Annotated in this window: 15 protein-coding genes; 9 read left to right on the forward strand and 6 right to left on the reverse strand. The window is 71.1% G+C overall.

The genetic code is table 11. From position 1 onward, the window contains the following. Positions 1 to 34 precede the first annotated feature (34 nt). The 3 genes from ACBJ59_RS55925 to ACBJ59_RS55935 all read left to right on the forward strand — a co-directional run bounded on the left by ACBJ59_RS55925 (position 35) and on the right by ACBJ59_RS55935 (position 3,604). Positions 35 to 988 (forward strand): carbohydrate ABC transporter permease, encoded by a 954-nt coding sequence (locus ACBJ59_RS55925; RefSeq protein WP_375118139.1) that lies wholly within the window; start codon positions 35 to 37, stop codon positions 986 to 988. Further along, positions 972 to 1,892, forward strand: a complete 921-nt coding sequence (locus ACBJ59_RS55930) for a carbohydrate ABC transporter permease (RefSeq protein ID WP_375118140.1) — start codon at positions 972 to 974, stop codon at positions 1,890 to 1,892. Before ACBJ59_RS55925 ends, ACBJ59_RS55930 begins: the two co-directional genes overlap by 17 nt. A gap of 74 nt (positions 1,893 to 1,966) precedes the next feature. After that, complete coding sequence (locus tag ACBJ59_RS55935; RefSeq protein WP_375118141.1) at positions 1,967 to 3,604, forward strand: beta-xylosidase; 1,638 nt, start codon at positions 1,967 to 1,969, stop codon at positions 3,602 to 3,604. A 75-nt stretch (positions 3,605 to 3,679) separates the two neighbouring features. Here ACBJ59_RS55935 and ACBJ59_RS55940 read toward each other — a convergent pair whose 3' ends face one another. After that, a complete protein-coding gene (locus tag ACBJ59_RS55940; protein WP_375118142.1) occupies positions 3,680 to 4,138 on the reverse strand; it encodes a MarR family winged helix-turn-helix transcriptional regulator in 459 nt (152 codons plus the stop codon). A gap of 238 nt (positions 4,139 to 4,376) precedes the next feature. On the opposite strand from ACBJ59_RS55940, the gene ACBJ59_RS55945 reads away from it, so the two are divergent. Next, positions 4,377 to 5,660: a PHB depolymerase family esterase gene (locus ACBJ59_RS55945; RefSeq protein ID WP_375118143.1), complete on the forward strand. Its 1,284-nt coding sequence runs from the start codon at positions 4,377 to 4,379 to the stop codon at positions 5,658 to 5,660. 102 nt (positions 5,661 to 5,762) lie between these two features. On the opposite strand, the gene ACBJ59_RS55950 is transcribed toward ACBJ59_RS55945, so the two are convergent. From ACBJ59_RS55950 to ACBJ59_RS55970, 5 genes are all read right to left on the reverse strand, one after another. Beyond that, on the reverse strand, positions 5,763 to 8,561 hold the full coding sequence (locus tag ACBJ59_RS55950) for a glycoside hydrolase N-terminal domain-containing protein (protein ID WP_375118144.1): 2,799 nt from the start codon (positions 8,559 to 8,561) through the stop codon (positions 5,763 to 5,765). Between the two features lie 83 nt (positions 8,562 to 8,644). Next, on the reverse strand, positions 8,645 to 9,667 hold the full coding sequence (locus ACBJ59_RS55955; protein WP_375118145.1) for an ABC transporter permease: 1,023 nt from the start codon (positions 9,665 to 9,667) through the stop codon (positions 8,645 to 8,647). Beyond that, a complete protein-coding gene (locus ACBJ59_RS55960; RefSeq protein WP_375118146.1) occupies positions 9,660 to 11,177 on the reverse strand; it encodes a sugar ABC transporter ATP-binding protein in 1,518 nt (505 codons plus the stop codon). Before ACBJ59_RS55960 ends, ACBJ59_RS55955 begins: the two co-directional genes overlap by 8 nt. Further along, the gene (locus tag ACBJ59_RS55965; protein WP_364122832.1) at positions 11,167 to 12,234 is read right to left on the reverse strand and encodes a sugar ABC transporter substrate-binding protein; all 1,068 of its coding nucleotides are present in this window, start codon (positions 12,232 to 12,234) and stop codon (positions 11,167 to 11,169) included. Before ACBJ59_RS55965 ends, ACBJ59_RS55960 begins: the two co-directional genes overlap by 11 nt. Before the next feature lie 41 nt (positions 12,235 to 12,275). Beyond that, the gene (locus ACBJ59_RS55970; RefSeq protein ID WP_375118147.1) at positions 12,276 to 13,589 is read right to left on the reverse strand and encodes an L-fuconate dehydratase; all 1,314 of its coding nucleotides are present in this window, start codon (positions 13,587 to 13,589) and stop codon (positions 12,276 to 12,278) included. A 310-nt stretch (positions 13,590 to 13,899) separates the two neighbouring features. Here ACBJ59_RS55970 and ACBJ59_RS55975 point away from each other — a divergent pair, with 310 nt between their 5' ends. Genes ACBJ59_RS55975 through larE form a run of 5 tightly spaced genes read left to right on the forward strand, consistent with a single transcriptional unit; the run spans position 13,900 to position 18,629 of the window. After that, the gene (locus ACBJ59_RS55975; RefSeq protein ID WP_375118148.1) at positions 13,900 to 14,646 is read left to right on the forward strand and encodes a FadR/GntR family transcriptional regulator; all 747 of its coding nucleotides are present in this window, start codon (positions 13,900 to 13,902) and stop codon (positions 14,644 to 14,646) included. After that, a complete protein-coding gene (larA, locus tag ACBJ59_RS55980) occupies positions 14,643 to 15,923 on the forward strand; it encodes a nickel-dependent lactate racemase (protein WP_375118149.1) in 1,281 nt (426 codons plus the stop codon). Before ACBJ59_RS55975 ends, larA begins: the two co-directional genes overlap by 4 nt. Next, positions 15,920 to 16,639 carry a nickel pincer cofactor biosynthesis protein LarB gene (gene larB, locus ACBJ59_RS55985; RefSeq protein ID WP_375118150.1) on the forward strand — a complete coding sequence of 240 codons (720 nt, stop codon included), beginning with the start codon at positions 15,920 to 15,922 and terminating at the stop codon, positions 16,637 to 16,639. The genes larA and larB overlap by 4 nt, the downstream gene beginning before the upstream one ends. After that, entirely contained in the window at positions 16,636 to 17,805 is a 1,170-nt protein-coding gene (gene larC, locus ACBJ59_RS55990) for a nickel pincer cofactor biosynthesis protein LarC (protein WP_375118151.1), read from the forward strand. The genes larB and larC overlap by 4 nt, the downstream gene beginning before the upstream one ends. Next, positions 17,802 to 18,629 (forward strand): ATP-dependent sacrificial sulfur transferase LarE, encoded by an 828-nt coding sequence (gene larE / locus ACBJ59_RS55995; RefSeq protein WP_375118152.1) that lies wholly within the window; start codon positions 17,802 to 17,804, stop codon positions 18,627 to 18,629. Before larC ends, larE begins: the two co-directional genes overlap by 4 nt. Positions 18,630 to 18,956 lie beyond the last annotated feature (327 nt).

An 18,956-nucleotide genomic window follows, 5' to 3' on the forward strand; every position in this document is an offset into this window, starting at 1 on the left:
AGCCGGGCAACGCAATGGATCGGAAGGAACAGACATGGACCAGGCACGTCACCTCGACGTCACCGCTTCGGCCATGGCACCGCCGCAGGCGGCAGGGCATCCGGCGCCGACGCGCAAGCGGCGCAGGCCACAGATCGGACTGGCGTTCATCGCGCCGTTCGCGGCGCTGTTCGCGCTCGTGTTCATCGTGCCCATCGGGTACGCCGCCTACCTCAGCTTCTTCCAGGACAAGCTGGTCGGGGGCAACACGTTCGTCGGATTCGCCAACTACGGCAAGCTGTTCCGGGACCCGCAGTTCTGGGACGGGGTGGGACGAGTCTTCTGGTTCACGCTCGTCCAGGTGCCGATCATGCTGATCCTCGCCATGGCGCTGGCGCTCGCGCTGGACTCCATGCGCCTGCACGGCACCAAGTTCCTGCGGGTGACGATCTTCCTGCCCTACGCGGTGCCGGCGATCGTGTCGACGCTCATGTGGGGATTCTTGCTGGGCATCAAGTACGGCCTGTTCGGCAGCCTCAACGAGGCCCTGGGCACGGACTTCGACCCCTTCTCCCCCGGCACCACGCTCATCTCCATCGGGGTGATGGTGACGTGGGCGTTCACCGGCTTCAACATGCTCATCTTCTACGCCTCGCTCAAGGCCGTCCCGCGCGAGCTGTACGAGGCGGCCGCGATCGACGGCGCGAACGAGTTCCAGGTCGTCCGCGCGATCAAGCTGCCGGCCCTGCGCGGATCGCTGGTCGTCACGGTCATCTTCTCGATCATCGGCACGTTCCAGATGTTCAACGAGCCGCAGATCCTGCCCTCGATGGTGGCCAACAGCGGCGTCACCACCTTCTACACGCCCAACCTGTACGCCTACAACCTGGCGTTCACCGGGTCCCAGCAGGGCTACGCGGCAGCACTCGCACTCGTCATGGCAGCGATCACGATCGCCGTCGCCTACGCCGTTCAGATCAGGGGGTTGCGCAATGCGTCGGACCACTAGCCGGCCGGCCGAGGCCGGGAAGTCCTCCGGCCGCGGGGGCCGGCTCCACACGGTGGCCAATCCCAGGAAGAGCACCACTCTCACCGTGATGACGGGCCTGTTCACCCTGTACTGCCTGCTGCCGCTCGTATGGCTGGTCATCAACGCGACCAAGTCGCAGGCCGATTTCGTGTCGTCGTTCGGGCTCGCACCCGGTCGCGAGTTCGCCCTGTGGGACAACATCGTGCAGGTGTTCAGCTATCAGGACGGGATCTTCTCCCGGTGGCTGCTCAACACCGTTCTCTACGTGGTCGTGGGCGCGACCGTGTCGACCTTCCTGGCCGCTCTCGGCGGGTACGCCCTGGCGAAACTCGACTTCACCGGCAAGCGGGTGTTCCTCCTCGTCGTCCTGGGGTCGATCTCGGTCCCCGGCATCGCCCTGGCGATCCCGCAGTTCCTGCTGTTCGCGCAGCTCGGCATGACCGACACCCCCTGGGCGATCCTCATCCCGTCCTTCATCAACCCCTTCGGGCTGTACCTGATGTGGGTGTTCACGGCCGAAGCCGTGCCGACCGGCCTGCTCGAGGCCGCCAAGATCGACGGCGCCGGGGAGTTCAGGACGTTTCTCCAGATCGCGCTCCCGCTGCTCACGCCGGCAAGCGTGACGGTCCTGCTCTTCTCGTTCGTATCGATCTGGAACAACTATTTCCTGCCGTTGATCATGCTCAAGGACCCCGACTGGTATCCGCTGACCGTCGGCATCAACCAGTGGAACAAGCTGGGCTCGACGGCCGGGAACGGCGCCCTCATCCAGAATCTCGTGATCACGTCCGCGCTGCTGACGATCGTCCCGTTGATCATCGCGTTCCTCAGCCTGCAGCGCTACTGGCAGTCAGGCTTGTCGCTGGGCGCCGTCAAGGGCTAGCGGCGACATGCCGGCGCGCGACTGCCGCCGGCCATTCCCCACCCGTCAACGATTCTGTGCGGAGAAGTGAGAGCATGACGAGCGACAGTGTGCCCGGAGCCCGGTTCCGGATCGACGGCAAGCGGTGCGACGAGAGTGCGCTCCCGCATGTCTGGAGCAGGTGCGTCGGCGCCGGACGGGCGAACGAGGCGCTGCGCGCGGACTGGCGGCAGCAGTTCGCCGAGGTCGTCGCCGCATCGGGAATCCAGTACATCCGCTTTCACGGCGTCTTTCATGACGACATGTTCGTGTACAGGGAGAGTTACGGCGGCGGTTTCGGGCCGAACGCGCCCCTTGCCGCGCCCGTGTACACCTTCAGCTATGTGGACAAGGTGTTCGACTTCCTTGTGGACAGCGGTGTCCGTCCCTTCGTCGAGCTGGGCTTCATGCCGCGCGAGCTGGCGACGGAGACCGAGACGGTGTTCTGGTGGGGCGCTCACTGCAGCCCGCCCAAGGACATGGCGCGCTGGGTCGAGCTGGTCACGAGGTCGGTCGAGCACTGGATCGACCGGTACGGCCTCGCCGTGGTGCGGGAGTGGCGCTTCGAGGTGTGGAACGAACCGAACCTGGTCCCCCACTTCTGGACCGGCACGAGAACCGAGTACTTCGAGCTCTACGAGCAGACCGTGCGAGCGATCAAGGAGATCGATCCCGCGTTGAAGGTGGGCGGGCCCGCGACGAGCGTCTTCGTGCCCGACGACCGCTACAAGGGCGAGGTCGAGGACCGCTCCGCGATGCGCGAGACGGCCGCCGCGGCCGACGTGGACGCGCTCGACTGGCGCCCGGTGTGGATCGAGGAGTTCCTCACCTGGTGCGCGGAGCGCGGGCTCCCGATCGACTTCATCTCGACCCACCTGTACCCCACCGACTTCGCGTTCGGCGCCGACGGCGAGGCGGTGCAGATCACCCGGTACGCCGACGCGACGTTCGACGACCTGACCCTCCTTCGCGAGCTCGTGCGGAACAGCGCGTATCCCGATGCGGAGATCCACATCACCGAGTGGTCGACGTCGCCGTCGGCCCGCGACTTCATCCACGACACGCTGTTCGCGGCGACGTACATCACACGGTCGTACCTCAAGTGCGCCACCCTCGCCGACTCGATCGCCTACTGGACCTTCACCGACGTGTTCGAGGAGGGCGGCGCCGGCATCGGACCGTTCCACGGCGGGTTCGGGCTGGTGAACGAGGCGGGCATCCACAAGCCCACGTTCCACGCGTTCGCGATGCTGGAGCGGCTCGGCGACCGGCTGCTCCTCGCGACGTCCGACGGGGTGGTGACCCGTGACAGCCGGACGTCGGCCGTGTCCGCGGTGTTCTTCAACTACCCCGACGACATGGCCATGAGGGGTCTCGCCTCCGAGAACGCGTACCCGGCGACACGCGCGCTGGCGGAGGTGGGGCCGAGCCGGAGGATCCACCACTCGATCGGCGGCCTGGAGCCCGGCACCACGTTCCTGGTCGAGGTCCTGGACTGGGAGCACGGGAACGTCGCCGAGGCCTGGTACCGGCTCGGGTCGCCGCTCAACCCGTCCCGGGCCGAGAGCGCCCACCTGAGCGAGGTCGCCGACTCTCTCCTCAGGTTCACGCTGACCGTGCCCGACGACGGCGTGCTGGACCTCGATGTCGAGCTGGCACCCTGGGCGGTGATGTCGTTGCGTCAGTCGGCATGACCGCGCCACGGTATCGCGGGTCCTGGCACCGAAGTCGTGCGCGAGGTACGACGACCAGCGCCGTTCCCCGGCGGATCAGGGGTGCAGGCTGCGCGCGCACGCCGAAAGGCTCTCCGCCAGCGTCTTGCGCGCGGTGTCGTCGACCTCGGCGAACATGAGCGCCTCGATCTCGTCGACGGAGCGGTCGCAGCGCCGCAAGGTGGACAGGCCCTCACGGGTGAGGCGGGCACGCAGCACACGGCCGGCGCCGGGCTGCGGGTCTCGACGGATCAGACCGCGTCGTTCGAGGTCGCGGATGACAAGGCTCATCGCCTGCGGGGTGACGAAGGCGATGCGGGCCAGATCCGCCGAGGACGGCCCGTCGCGCAGTCGCAGCTCGCTCAGCGCCATGTACTCGGTGGTCGTGACGCCGTGCCGGGCGAGGGCCTCGTCCAGGCGGCCTCGGATGTAGCGCTCCAGCCGGAACACCAGATAGCTCACCCGCGGCGCCGGGGAGTCGGGCGAGGCGGCCGGGGAGATCTCGCGGTCGGTCACGGGGAGACGATATCGCTCGCCCGCAGCGATGAAAGTTTCCCGCCGCCTATATCAAGCTACTTGATAACAAGTTGCTTGATACGCAGCGGAAATGCGCTTTCGCGCGATCTCCTCGCCGTGACCCCGCGAAGGCCGGACGTTGACGGCCGATCGGGGCGCTCCTATGGTCCAGCAACCAACGTCGATGCGGCCGCGTGCCGACGCCGCCGCACCTCAGGCACCGAGCAGAGGAGGGCGAATGAAACGACTGACCGCGTGGGTGGCCGGTGTCTGCACCGCGGTGTTGTGCGCCGCCTTGACCGCGGCACTCCCCCACCAGGCCGCCGCGGCCACCTTGACCGAGGTGACCGGGTTCGGCGCCAACCCGGGCAATCTCCGCATGCACGTGTACGCGCCGGACAACCGCCCCGCACGACCCGCGATCGTGCTGGCCATGCACGGCTGCGGCGGTTCCGGACCCGGACTCTACTCCGGCTCGGAGTTCGCCTCCCTCGCCGACCGGTACGGCTTCGTCGTCGTCTACCCGTCGGCCTCCAAGAAGGGCAACTGCTTCGACTCCTGGTCGGCCGAGTCGCACGTGCGCGGCGGCGGAAGCGACCCGGTCTCGCTCATGTCCATGATCACGTACACGCTGGAGCGCTTCGGCGGCGACGCCGGCCGCGTGTTCGTCACCGGCACTTCGGCCGGCGGCATGGAGACCAACATCATGCTCGGCAACTACCCGGACGTCTTCAAGGCCGGCGCCGTGTTCATGGGCGTGCCGCACAGTTGCTTCGCGAACGAGGCCGACTACATCCCCTCACCGGGCGCCAGCGACTGCGCCTCCGGACGCGTCAGCAGGACGCCGCAGCAGTGGGGGGACCTGGTGCGCGCCGCCTACCCGGGGTACACCGGCGCGCGGCCGCGCGTGCAGCTCTGGCACGGCACGAACGACACCCTCGTCTACTACGCCACGTTGCAGCAGCAGATCGACCAGTGGACCAACGTCTTCGGCCTCAGCCAGACGCCCACCAGCACCGACACACCGCAGGCCAACTGGAACCGCCGCCGCTACGCCGACTCCACCGGGACGGTGAAGGTCGAGGCGTACGGCATCCAGGGTGCCGGGCACAGCCTCCCGTCGAGCGGCATGGCCGCGGCCGCCATCCAGTTCTTCGGCCTCACCGACAGCGGCCCCACCAGCACCCCCACTCCCCCGACCGGCGCCTGCCGGGTCACCTACACACCCAGCACCTGGAACAACGGGTTCACCGCCGCCGTCACCATCGCCAACACCGGCCCGGCCGACGTCAACGGCTGGACGCTGGCCTGGGCCTGGCCGGGCAACCAGCGGATCACCAACGCCTGGAACGCCACCGCCACCCAGCAAGGCGCCCAGGTGACCGCGCGCAACGCCCCCTACAACGCCACCGTCGCCGCCGGAGCCGCCGTCACCTTCGGCTTCCAGGCCACCTACAGCGGGACGAACACGGCACCCGCGCAGTTCGCCCTCAACGGCACGGCCTGCTCCCCCGCTGCCTAGCGACACATGCCGGCCCTTCGCGTCCGGGCCCGTTCCCTGCGGTGGAGATCGGCTCCAGCGCAGGGAACGGGCCCGGCGGACCTGCTCCGGTTCGAGCTCGGGCTACGTGAGGTCCACCCCGCCCGGGCTGACGGCCAGGCCAGGGGTCACCCCGGAATCGGCCGGCGCCTGGGTGGGGGTGCCGGCACCGTCCAGGTTCCCGGCGGAGGTCCGGACCGTTGCCTTCACCGACGTGGTCCAGTCACGGCCGGCCGCCTTGCCGGTCAGGACCGCGGTGCCCAGGGGCTCGTCCGCGCCAGGGGTGACCTTGAACTCGGCGGTGCGTTCCGAGCCGGGCCTCAGGGGCCCCAGCACGACCTGGGCGGGCGTGACGCTCCATCCCTCCGGAGCCTCGACGGACACCGTGGCCGATGGGGCCAGCGGCATGTCGATCGCCCGGACGGTGACGGTGACCTGGGCCTCCTGACCCGGAATCAGTTCGGCCGGTGCGCCGAGCCGGACCTTCTGCAAGCTGTACGCGCGGTAGGTGTGGCCGGCCTTCCCGGTGAGCTCGATCAGGTCGGGGCCGACCTTCCTGGTGCGGGCCCGGCCGCCGCGCGTGGCGTCGACCACCTTGTAGCGCCCGGTGAACATCTCGGCGCGGACCCTCACGGTGCCGTCGCGATCGGGCGTGATCAGGAACTCGTCGGCCTGCCCCTCGCTCCACGCCGCGCCGACGGTGTGACCGCCACGGCCCCGAAGGCCCTTCACCCGTCCCTTCGGCCAGGCCGCCGGCAGGGCCGGCAGCAGGTGCAGCTCACTGTTGTGGCTGTGCAGCAGCATCTCGGCGATGCCGGACGTGGCGCCGAAGTTGCCGTCGATCTGGAACGGAGGGTGCAGATCGAACATGTTCGGCGCGAGCCGGGCCGGTGAGACGAGGGCGCGGACCAGGTCGTGCGCCCGCGTACCCTCCTCCAGCCTGGCCCAGTAGTTGATCTTCCAGGCCAGCGACCAGCCCGTCCCGTCGTCGCCGCGCAACTCCAGCGTCCGGCGCGCGGCCTCGAACAGCTCGGGCGTGTCGCGCCTGGTGATCTGGTTGCTGGGATGCAGGCCGTACAGGTGTGAGACGTGCCGGTGGGTGCGCTCGGTCTCCACCCAGTCGTGGAGCCATTCCTGGATGTTGCCGCGGGAGCCGATCTTCATCGGCGCCAGCCGCGCGCGGGCGGCCTCGACCTCGGCCCGGAAGTCCGCGTCCACGCCGAGCACCTTGCTCGCCCCGGCGCAGCCGTCGAACAGGTCGCGCAGGATCTGCATGTCCATGGTGGGGCCGGCGGCCACGCTGGCATCCGGGTGGTGGCTGAGCTCGGGCGAGTTGGACGGGTTCGTGACCAGCCAGCCGAGTTCCGGCTCCGGCACCAGGGTGTCGAGGAAGAACTGGGCGGCGCCCTTCATGGCCGGGTAGTTCGCGCGCAGGAAAGCGGCGTCGCCGGTGAACAGGTAGTGGTCCCAGATCAAGCCGGCCAGCCAGGCGCCGCCGGTCTGCCACATGCCCCAGAACGCGCCGTCGACGACAGAGGTGGCCCGCCAAGCGTCCGTGTTGTGGTGGGTGACCCAGCCGCCCGCCCCGTACTGCGCCTCGGCGGTGCGGGCGCCGGTCACGGTGAGGTCCTTGATCATGTCGAACACCGGCGCGTAGCACTCGGACAGGTTCGTCGAGTCGGCGGGCCAGTAGTTCATCGGCAGGTTGGCGTTGATGGTGTACTTCGAGTCCCACGGCGGGCGCATCTGGTCGTTCCAGATGCCCTGCAGGTTGGCCGGCTGGGTGCCGGGCCGTGAGGAGGAGATCAGCAGGTATCGGCCGAACTGGAACAGCAGCGCGGCGAACTGCGGGTCGTCGGTGTTCGCGTGCTGGGCGATGCGGACGTCGGTCGGCTGGTCGGCCGCCGCGGTACGGCCGAGGTCGAGCGTCGTGCGGCCGAACAGCCGCTGGTAGTCGGCCACGTGCCGGTCGCGCAGCTTGTCGTAGGGCCGCTCGAGTGCGGCGTCGAGGTGCTTCCGCGCGATGCCCTGGTAGTCGCCGCCGACGTCCTGGTAGTTCACGTAGCTGGAGCCGATGGAGACCAGCAGCGTCACGCTGTCGGCGCCGGACACCTGCAGAGTGCCGCCGGAGCTGGTGACGCTGCCGCCGTCGGCGACGGCCCGGGCCAGCGCCAGGAACCGCACCGAGCCGGCCACTCCTTCCATGTCGCCCGAGACGCCGTCGAGTGCCACGGTGGTCGCGTCCGGGCTGGAGCGGGTCGTCCGCTGCGGGCTGTCGAACGTCGCGGAGAACGTGATCGAGCCGGGCCGGTCGGCGGTCAGGCGGACGGCGATCACCTGGTCCGGCGCGCTCGCGAACACCTCGCGCCGGTACCGCACGCCGTTCAGGACGTAGGTCACGGAGGTCGTGGCGGTGGTGAGATCCAGCTGGCGGTTGTACTCCGACGCCCCAGTGGCGCCGCCGAAGCCGAGCCGGAGATTGCCGACGGGCTGGTAGGCCAGCTGGCCTGCGGGTTTGCCGAGCATCGTCTGGTTGATCAGGTCCTGGGCCTGCGTCCACTGGTTCTCGAAGACCAGCCGCCGGATCTCCGGCAGCGCCTGCGCACCCTTCGGGTTGCTCTGGTCGTACGGTCCGCCCGCCCAGACGGTGTCCTCGTTGAGCTGCAACCGCTCGGTGTCGACGTTGCCGAACACCATGGCGCCCAGGCGGCCGTTGCCGATCGGGAGCGCCCGCAGCCAGTCCGTGCCGGCGGCCTCGTCGTACCAGAGCGCCAGGTCGTTGGCCGCGCGCACCTCGGGGGGCGGCGTCGAAGCGGCTCGGGCGACCGCCGTCCATCGCATCGGCAGCAGGAGCGCGCCGGCCCCGGCTGTGCCGATCCTCATCAGCTGCCTTCGTGTCAGGTGGTGTTCGGGCATGGCTGTTCCCAATCGTCAGGGGGTGCGGTGCTCGGGGACGGCGCGGCGGGCTATTCCTGGACCTTGCCTCCGGTGAGGCGCGACAGGACGAGGGCGACGATGATGATCGCGCCGTTGAGGGCCTGGATCCACTGGGCGGGCACGCCGGCCAGGGTGAGGACGTTCTGGATCATGTAGAGGAGGAGGATGCCGGTGAACGCGCCGAACACCGTGCCCTTGCCGCCGTTGAGGCCGACGCCGCCGATGACGGCCGCGGCGAACACGGTGAAGATGGCGCCGTCACCCTGCGCGGCCGCCACGGAGGCGAGGTGCCCCGACATCAGCAGGCCGCCGAGCGCGGCCAGCACGCCGGCGCCCACCAGGGCGGTCCACAACACCCGGTCGGTACGGATGCCGGCGGCCTTGGCCGCGTCCACGTTGCCGCCGATGGCGTACAGGGCGCGGCCGTACTTGGTGAAGCCGAGCAGCACGATTCCGGCGGCGAACAGCAGCAGGCAGAGCCAGATCGAGGCGGGCACGCCGAGCCACAGGGCCGAGCCGAGATAGAGCATCGACGCCGACAGGTTGAAGAAGGTCTGGCCGCCGGAGATGCCGGTGAGCAGGCCGCGCAGCACGATGAGCATGCCGAGGGTGACGATGAAGCCGTTGAGCCCGAACCGTACGATCAGCAGCGCGTTGATCGCGCCGATGAGCACGCCGACGGCCAGGGTGACGGGGATCGACCAGGCCCCCGGCAGCAGGCCGAGCCCGGCGCCCGAACCGGCGGCCACGGTCAGCCACGCCGCCACGCCCGGCGCGAGACCGAACGTCGACTCCAGTGACAGATCCATCTTGCCGGCGACCAGCACGATGGTCTGAGCCAGGACCAGCAGGGAGATCTCCGACATGGTCTGCAGGATGTTGATCAGGTTGTCACCCTGCAGGAAGATCGGGTTGACGATCTGGCCGACGACGGCGATCGCGATGATCGCGGGGATCAGGGCGAAGTCGCGCAGGCGGGCCAGCCGGATCCGTGGGCGTTCCCGCTCGGGGGCGGCGTTCTCGGTGGCGGGCGTGAGAGTTCTCTCAGGCATCGAGCCGGACTCCTTCCATGGCCGCCACCACGTCGTGGTCGTGCCATCCGGCGGCCAGCTCGGCGACGACACGGCCCTGGAACATCACCAGCAGCCGGTCGCACAGCCGCAGGTCGTCGAGTTCGTCGGAGGCGATCAGCACGCCGGTTCCCCTGGTAGCCGTTTCCTCGACCTTGCCGAGCAGGAACTCCTTGGACTTGACGTCCACCCCGGCGGTGGGGGTGATCAGCACGAGCAGCCGGGGGTCGGAGGCCAGCGCCCTGGCCATGACGACCTTCTGCTGGTTGCCGCCGGACAGGCCCATCACGGGCAGGCCGGGACCGGGGGTCTTGATCGCCAGGTTGGCGATCAGGGTCCTGGCCAGCCGGTCGCGCCGCCGGTTGCTGATCAGGCCGGCCCCGCCGAGCTGGTCGGGGACGGTCATGGTGGCGTTGTCGGCGATCGACATCATCGGGACGAACCCCTGGTGGTGCCGATCGCGGGGGACGAAGCCGACACCTGCGGCGAGCGCGTCGGGCACGCTGCCGGGACGGGGCGCGCGCCCGGCGACCTCGATCGAGCCCGAGTCGGCCGCGCGCAACCCGACGACGGTCTCGGCCAGCTCGGTTCTGCCGCTGCCGGCTGCGCCGGCCAGGCCGACGATCTCGCCGGACCGGATCTCGAAGTCGATCTCCCGGTAGGCGTCGCCGTACGTCAGGCCGCGCACGCCGAGCACCACATCGGCGCCGCCGGGCACGGCCGTCCGGGAGGACGCCTCCGCCAGGCCGGCGGCCTCTCCCGCCATCGCCGCCACCAGCTCCGCGTGCGGCAGATCGGCCACCGTGGTGGTCAGGATGTGCCGGGCGTCGCGGAAGACCGTGACCGTGTCGCAGATCTCGTAGATCTCCTGCAGGTGGTGGCTGATGAACAGGAAGGTCACCCCCTGCTCCTGCAGGGTGCGGATACGGGTGAACAGCCGGGCGATGGCGGCCGCGTCGAGCTGGGCGGTCGGCTCGTCGAGGATGATGAACCGGGCGCCGAACGACAGCGCACGGGCGATCTCCACGAACTGCCGCTGCTCGACGTCCAGTTCGCCGGCCGGCAGGCGCACGTCGACGTCCACCGACCAGGTGGCCAGCAACTCGGCCGCCTTGCGCCGCAGGGCCGCCCAGCGGACCAGCCCGAGCCGGTTCAGGTCGTGGCGGTGCAGGTAGAGGTTCTCCGCCACGGTCAGCTCGGGGATGATCGTGGACTTCTGGTAGACGCAGGCCACCCGCTGCCGCCAGGCATCGCGGTCGGCCAGGCGCGGGGCGGGCTCGCCGCCGAAGCGCACCTCGCCCTCGTCGGGCGCCTGGAGCCCGGTGAGGATCGACACCAGGGTGGACTTCCCGGCCCCGTTGCGGCCGACGAGCGCGTGGGTCCGGCCGGGCATGACGCGGATCCCGGCACGGTCCAGCGCGACGGTCTCCCCGTATCTCTTGGTGACACCCACCGCCTCGACGAGGGGTGTCACCGCCTGGTCATCCGCCAAGGTTGTTGCCCCACAGCGAGGAGTCGCCCGGCTTGACGCTCGCCACGCCCGCGTAGGTGGCGCCGTCGGCGGTGACCAGGGGCGCGGAGAGCTGGTCCTCCATCAGCCCGGGGCGCACCTGGATGATGGTGCTGTCGTGGTCGGTCGGGCCCGGCTTGAACGTCTTGCCGTCGATGGCGGCCTTGGTGTACTGCAGCGCGTACTTGGCGTACTGGTCGGCCGGCTGGGAGACGGTGGCGTCGATGTTGCCGGCGGCGATCTCCTTGAGCTCCTGGGGGATGCCGTCGTTGGAGATGACGAAGACGTGCTTGGGATCGTCCGGCGGAACCAGGAGGCCGCGCTGCTGCAGCACCTGGAGGGTGCCCGACAGGGCGAAGCTCGACTGCATGTAGACGCCCTTGATGTCGGGATTGGCGGTGAGCTGGGTCTGCAGCTTCTGCGAGGCGACCGCGCCGTCCCAGTTGGTGGCCTCGCCGAACACCGTGATGCCGGGGTAGCTCGCCTTCATGCAGGTGTTGAACGCCTCGGTCCGGTCGCGGCCGTTGATGGAGGCCAGGTCGCCCTGGAGCATCACGACCTTGCCCTTGCCGGACAGCTTCTCGCCGAGGAACTTGCACGCCTTCTCGCCGTAGGCGCGGTTGTCGGCGCGTACCACCATGTAGGCGTCGCCCTGCTCGGGGCGGGTGTCGACCATGACGACGGGGATCTTCTTGGTGTTGAGCTGCTGGAGGGTGGGGGCCACGGCGGCGGTGTCCTGCGGGGCCAGCACGACGCCCTTGACGCCCTGGCTGATGAAGCTCTGCACGTTGGCGGTGAGCTTGGAGATGTCGTTCTGCGAGTTGGAGGTCTTCAGCTCCAGGCCGTTCTCGGCGCCGAACTGGGGGACGTACTTGATGAAGGAGTTCCAGAAGTCGGTGTCGGAGCGGGGATAGTCGACCCCGACGACCGGCTTGCCGCCCCCTGAGGCGGCCGTGCCGCCGCCTCCGCCGCCCCCGCAGGCGGTGGCCAGGCCGGCCGACAGGGCGACGGCCGTCCCTAAGGCGAGTCCTCTTCTCATGAGTCTTCCTTCCCTGTGCTGGGTGGCGGCCGGGGTGCGCGTCACATCGCACCCGCCGCGTCGGCGGCCCATTGGGGGCCGTGCGGGTAGGCGTACTCGGCGCGGGATGCCGGATGCATCTCGGCGCCACCGCCCGGACGTGCGGGGGCGAGGTATCGGCCGTCCCGGATCACGACCGGGTCGGTGAAGTGGTCGTGCAGATGGTCGATGTACTCGATGACGCGGTCCTCGGTGGTGCCGCTGACGGCCACGTAGTCGAACATCGACAGGTGCTGGACCATCTCGCACAGGCCGACGCCGCCCGCGTGCGGGCACACCGGCACCCCGAACTTGGCGGCCAGCAGGAGGATGGCGATGTTCTCGTTGACGCCGGCGACTCTGGCGGCGTCGAGCTGCAGGATGTCGATCGCGCCCGCCTGCAGGAGCTGCTTGAACATCACCCGGTTGTGGGTGTGCTCGCCGGTGGCGACCTTGATGGGCGCCACCTGCTTGCGGATGGCGGCGTGGCCGAGCACGTCGTCGGGCGAGGTGGGCTCCTCGATCCAGTACAGGTCGAACTCGGCGAGCGGGGCCAGCCACTCGATCGCTTGCCCGACGTTCCACGCCTGGTTGGCGTCCACGGCGATGCGCACATCGGGGCCGACCGTCTCGCGGGCCAGCCGCAGGCGCCGGATATCCTCGGCCAGGTCGGCGCCGACTTTCAGCTTGATCTGGCGGAACCCGTCGGCGACCGCCTCCTCCGCCAGCCGGGCCAGCTTGTCGTCGGTGTAGCCGAGCCAGCCCGGAGTGGTGGTGTAGGCGGGGTAGCCCTCGGCCAGCAGGCGTGCGCGGCGCTCGGCCCGGCCCGGCTCGGCGCCGCGCAGGATGGCCAGCGCCTCCTCCCGGGTGAGCGCGTCCTCCAGGTAGCGGAAGTCGACGACGTCGACGATCTCCTCCGGCGACAGCTCCGACAGCAGCCGCCACAGCGGCTTGCCCGCCCTGCGCGCGCGAAGGTCCCACAGGGCGTTGAGCACGGCTCCGGCCGCCATGTGGATGACGCCCTTCTCCGGGCCGAGCCAGCGCAGCTGGCTGTCGCCGGTGAGCCGGCGGGACACCCCGCCCAGATCGCCGAGCACCTCGGCCACCGGCCGCCCGGTGACCAGCGGCGCCAGCGACTCCACGGCGGCCACGGCGATCTCGTTGCCGCGCCCGACGGTGAAGGCGAGCCCGTGCCCTTCCTGCCCGTCGCCGGTCCGCACGATCACGTACGCGGCCGAGTAGTCGGGCTCGGGGTTCATGGCGTCGGAGCCGTCGAGGTCCCGTGAGGTGGGGAAACGGATGTCGTGGGCCTCGATGGCGGTGATCAGCTCGGCCACGACGGCCGCCCTTGGTGATGTTGACGCACGAAGGTGTCCCTCCATGGGATGTTTCGGGGAAGTGAAGTCGTCTTCACCACACCGACATGGGATGTCTTTGTAATCCTCGCGAGGGCGGCGTGTCTAGACCTCCCCGGTAATACCGGCAAAATCGCGCATCGACTGCCCCAGCGGAGGCCGCTGTGATGAGCAGACAACCCATGTCTACCTCCACGCAAGCACCAATCTTCCTCGAACATAGGATGTCTGTTATGTTTCCCAGCGTGACGCGCGTCCCGATCGAGCGACCCCGTGCCCGGAGGTCGCCCGCATGTCCCTGACCGACGAGGCGATCTCCCGTATCCGGGCCCTCATCCAGTCGGGCGAGCTGCCACCGGGGGCGCGGCTGCCGCCGGAGCACCAGCTCGCCGCCCAGCTCGGCGTCTCCCGCAACCCGCTGCGCGAGGCGGTCAAGGCGCTGGTCGTGGCCCGGGTCCTGGACGTACGGCGGGGCGACGGCACCTTCGTGACCAGCCTGGAGCCGCGGCTGTTGCTCGAAGGGCTGGGACTGGCCGTCGAGCTCCTGCGCGACGACACCCTGCTGGAGATCGTCCAGGTACGGCGGATGCTCGAGCCCGCGGCGACCGCCCTCGCCGCGTCCCGGATCTCCGCCGAGCAACTCGACGAGATCGGCGAGCACCTGAACGCGATGCGCGCCGCCTGCGACGACGTGGAGAAGCTGAACCACCACGACGCCGCCTTCCACCGCGCCGTCGTGCGGGCGACCGGCAACGAGACGCTGTCCACCCTGCTCGACGGAATCTCCGGCCGCACGCTGCGGATGCGGGTGTGGCGCGGCACGGTGGAGGCCGGCAGCTCGCACAAGACCGTCGCCGAGCACGAGGCGATCTACCACGCCCTGGCCGCCGGCGACGCGACGCTCGCCCAGGCCGCGGCGCTCATGCACATCGGCACGACCGAGACCTGGCTGCGCTCGGTGCTCGGGGACGTCGAGGACTCCCGTGACCAGGGTGTGAACTTCGAGGGCTCCCAGCTCGGCGAGGAGGAGACACGATGAAGGTCCGCCTGGCCTACGGGGAGAGCGGCCTGACGGTCGAGCTGCCCGACGAGGCCACCACGGTGGTCACCCCCGTCCACCACGCTGCCGCCCGCGACCAGGCCGGCGCGCTGCGGACCGCCCTGCGCGAACCGGTGTCGGGCCCGCCCCTGCGCGAGCGGGTACGGCCCGGCCAGACCGTCGCCATCTCGGCCTGCGACGGCACCCGCCCCCAGCCGCGGCACCTGATGATCCCGGCGATCCTCGCCGAGCTCGACGGCATCGTCGACCTCGACGACGTGACCATCCTCGTCGCGACCGGCACCCATCGCGGCAACACGGAGCCCGAGCTGCGCGCGATGTTCGGCGACGCGATCGTGGACTCCGTACGGATCGTCAACCACGACGCCCGCGACCCCGGCTCGCTCACCTATCTCGGCCGCTTCGGGAAAGACGTGCCGGTCTGGCTGAACACCGCCTGGGTCCAGGCGGACGTGCGGATCACCACCGGGTTCGTGGAGCCGCACTTCTTCGCCGGCTTCTCCGGCGGCCCCAAGCTGGTCGCCCCCGGCCTGGCCGCGCTGGAGACCGTGCTCACCCTGCACGACGCCACCCGGATCGGCGATCCCCGGGCCACCTGGGGGGTGATCGAGGGCAATCCCGTGCACGACGACGTACGGGCCATCGCCGAGGGCACCGGGGTCACCTTCGCCCTCGACGTGATCCTGAACCGGGACAAGGACATCGTGGCGGCCTTCGGCGGCGACATCCTGCCCATGCACGCCGAGGCCACCGCCACCGCCCGCCGGGTCGCCATGCGCCGGGTCGAGGCACCCTTCGACGTGGTGGTCACCACCAACTCCGGCTACCCCCTCGACCAGAACCTCTACCAGTCGGTCAAGGGCATGGCGGCGGCGTTCCAGGTGGTGCGGCCGGGCGGCGTGATCGTCTGCGCGGCCGAGTGCCGCGACGGCTTCCCCGACCACGGCTCCTACCGCGAGGTGCTGGCCTCGGAGCCCTCCCCGCAGGCACTGCTCGACGCGATCGCCGCCCGGCCGGTGACCGTCCCCGACCAGTGGCAGGTGCAGATCCAGGCGCGTATCCAGGCGGGCGCGCGGGTGGTCGTGCACACCTCCTACCTCAGCGACGCCGACCTGGCGGCCGCCCACCTCGAACGGACCGGCGACATCACCGCCACGGTGGCCGAGGCGCTGGCCGCCGCCGGCCCGGGCGCCCGCGTGTGCGTGCTGCCGGAGGGTCCGCAGACCATCCCCTACCTGGCCGGCGGCCCGGCATGAGCGAACGGGTGGCGGACCTGGGGTTCGCCCGGGTCGACCTGGACCGGCAGGCCCGCCAGGGGGCACCCGAGGTCGTCTACGGGCCGGGCAAGACCGCCGAGGAGATCGTCGCGATCGTGTCCGCCCTGCTCGCCGGCAACACCGGCCCGGTGCTGGCCACGCGGGTCGAGAGCGCCACCGCCGGGGCAGTCCTGGCGGCCGTGCCGGGAGGAGCCTACGAACCCGCGGCGCGGCTGCTGGTGTGGCGGCCGGCGCGGACCGGATCCTTCGAGGTCGTGGTGGTCACGGCGGGCACGTCCGACGGGCCGGTGGCGGCCGAGGCGGCGGCCGTGGCCCGGGCGCTGGGGCTGGCCGTCACGGTCGTGCGCGACGTGGGCGTGGCGGGCATCCACCGGCTGCTCGCCGAGACCGGCCGGCTGCGCGCGGCCGACGCGGTGATCGTGGTGGCGGGCATGGAGGGCGCGCTGGCCAGCGCCGTCGGCGGCCTCGTGGCGGCGCCGGTGATCGCCGTGCCGACCTCCGTCGGGTACGGCGCGGCCCTGGAGGGCGTCACCGCCCTGCTGGCGATGTTGTCCTCGTGCGCGGCCGGCCTCACCGTGGTCAACATCGACTCCGGCTTCGGTGCCGCCATGGCCGCGCATCGCCTCGCCCATGCCACCACCCGCCGCACCACCCCGGCGGGTACGCAGGCCGCGCAGCCGGGAGGACAGCGGTGATCTGCCGGCTCAACCCGTTCACGGGGCTGGCCGGCGACATGCTGCTGGCGGCACTGATCGACGTGGGCGCGCCGCTGGACGGGATCCGGGCGGCCGTGGCGTCGACCGGTCTCACCGGGTGGGAGCTGACGGCCGCGCGGGTGCTCACCCACGGGCTGGCGGCGACCCGGGTACGCGTCGTGGTCACCGACACGGCGACCGAGCGGCGGGCGGCCGAGCTGATCTCCATGGCCGGGGCCGCCCGGCCGGAGCCGGTCGCCTCCCTCGCCACCGCCGCGCTGCGGGCGATCGCCGAGGCGGAGGGCCGGATCCACGGCACCGACCCCGCCCAGGTGCACCTGCACGAGCTGGGCGGCCACGACGCGCTCGTCGACATCGTCGGCGTGGCCGCCGCGCTGCACCTGCTCGGCGTGACGGCGGTGCACTGTGCCCCGGTCCCCCTCGGCGCCGGCACGGTGAGCACCCGGCACGGCGTGCTCCCCGTCCCGGCGCCCGCGACCATCGCCCTGCTCGAAGGAGCCCTGGTCACCGGAAGCGACCTGGGCGGCGAGACCGTGACGCCCACGGGGGCGGCGCTGCTGCGGGCCATGCGGGCGCGGTACGACCCGCCGCCGGCGATGACCCCCGTGGGGACCGGCTACGGCGCGGGCAGCAGGAAGCTGTCCGACCGCCCGAACGTCGTCGCGGTCACCCTGGCCGAGCCCGCTCGCGACTCCGGTGTCGAGCCGCTGGTCGTGCTGGAGACCAACCTGGACGACATCACGGGCGAGGTGCTCGGCCACACGATCGCCCGGGCCCTGGCCGCGGGTGCTCTGGACGCCTGGGCGACCGCGGCGACCATGAAGAAGGGCCGGCCGGCGTACGTGTTGCACGTGCTGTGCCGCCGCCCCGCCGTACCGGTCCTGCGCGAGCTGGTCTTCGCCGAGACCGGCGCGCTCGGCGTGCGCGAGGTCGCGGTCGAGCGTACGGCTCTGCGCCGGCACACCACTGAGGTGGAGCTGGAAGGTCATCGCGTGCGCGTCAAGCACGGACCCCACTCGGCGAAGCCGGAGCACGACGATGTGGCCGCCGCCGCGGCCGCCCTCGGCCTGTCCCTGCGCGAGACGGCGGCCAGGGCCCTGCGCCTGGCACAGGAGCGACCCCCGTCAGAGGAGAGTCCAGGTTGACCACCGACGACAAGATCATGGTGCTGCTCGACCGGCTGTCGGGCCTGTCCTCGCTCGCCGTCGCCTTCTCCGGCGGGGCCGACTCCGCGCTGGTGCTGGCGGCGGCGGTCCGGGCGCTCGGGACCGGCCGGGTGCTGGCCGTGACGGCGGTGTCCGACAGCCTGGCGGCCGAGGAGCTCGAGGTGGCCCGGCGCTTCGCGGCCTCTCTCGGCGTACGGCACCTGCTGCCCCGCACCGCCGAGACGGCCGATCCCGGCTACCGGGCCAACGGGCGTGACCGCTGCTACTTCTGCAAGTCGGAGGTGCTGGACGTGATCAACCGGGTCGCGGCGGAGCACGGCTTCGCGCACACCGCCACCGGCACGAACGCCGACGACGCCGTGGACCCGTTCCGGCCGGGGATCAGGGCCGCCGACGAGCGCGGGGTGCTCGCACCACTGCGGGACGCCGGTCTCACCAAGGCCGAGGTACGGCGGACCAGCAAGGCGTGGGGCCTGGTCACCTGGGACAAGCCGGCCGCGCCGTGCCTGGCCAGCCGGGTGGCCTACGGCGTGGAGGTGACGCCGGCCCGGCTGCACCGGATCGAGGCGGCCGAGCGGGTGGTGCGCGACCTGCTGGTCCGGGCCGGCCTGCCGGTCACCGACCTGCGGGTCCGCGATCTCGGCGACCGGGTCCGGGTGGAGCTGGACGCCGGCCTGGTGTCGCGGGCCGCCGATCTGCCGGGGCTGGCGCCGGCCGTACGGGACGCGGGCTTCCACGGCGCCCGGGTGGACGTGGCGGCCTTCCGCTCCGGCGCCCTGAACATCGAGCCGCTCCGATCATGACCGTCCCATGGGCGGGCGCCAGATCGTTGGCACCGCGCACCGCGCACCGCGCCATGCGCCGGGGGCCTGGTCGCCACGCCCGCCCCTCGTCGTGGCCGACGGCAGCGACCCCGAAGCCGAACGGCCGCATGTCGTCGTCCACCGGCCGGCGGGGCCACCTCCTCTTCTCCAGCCAGCTGCCCGACCTGGAGCGGTGAGCAGGGCGTGGAGGCCCGGCACACGACGGCCGCCCGGGCACGGGCCCGCTTCGGCGGCACCCGCGCGCCGACGATCCGCATCCGCGCGCCGGACGATCCGCATCCGCTGGTCGGCGGTGCGCGGGCGGGC

The organism is Nonomuraea sp. MTCD27, from assembly GCF_041950495.1.
Classification (GTDB): domain Bacteria; phylum Actinomycetota; class Actinomycetes; order Streptosporangiales; family Streptosporangiaceae; genus Nonomuraea.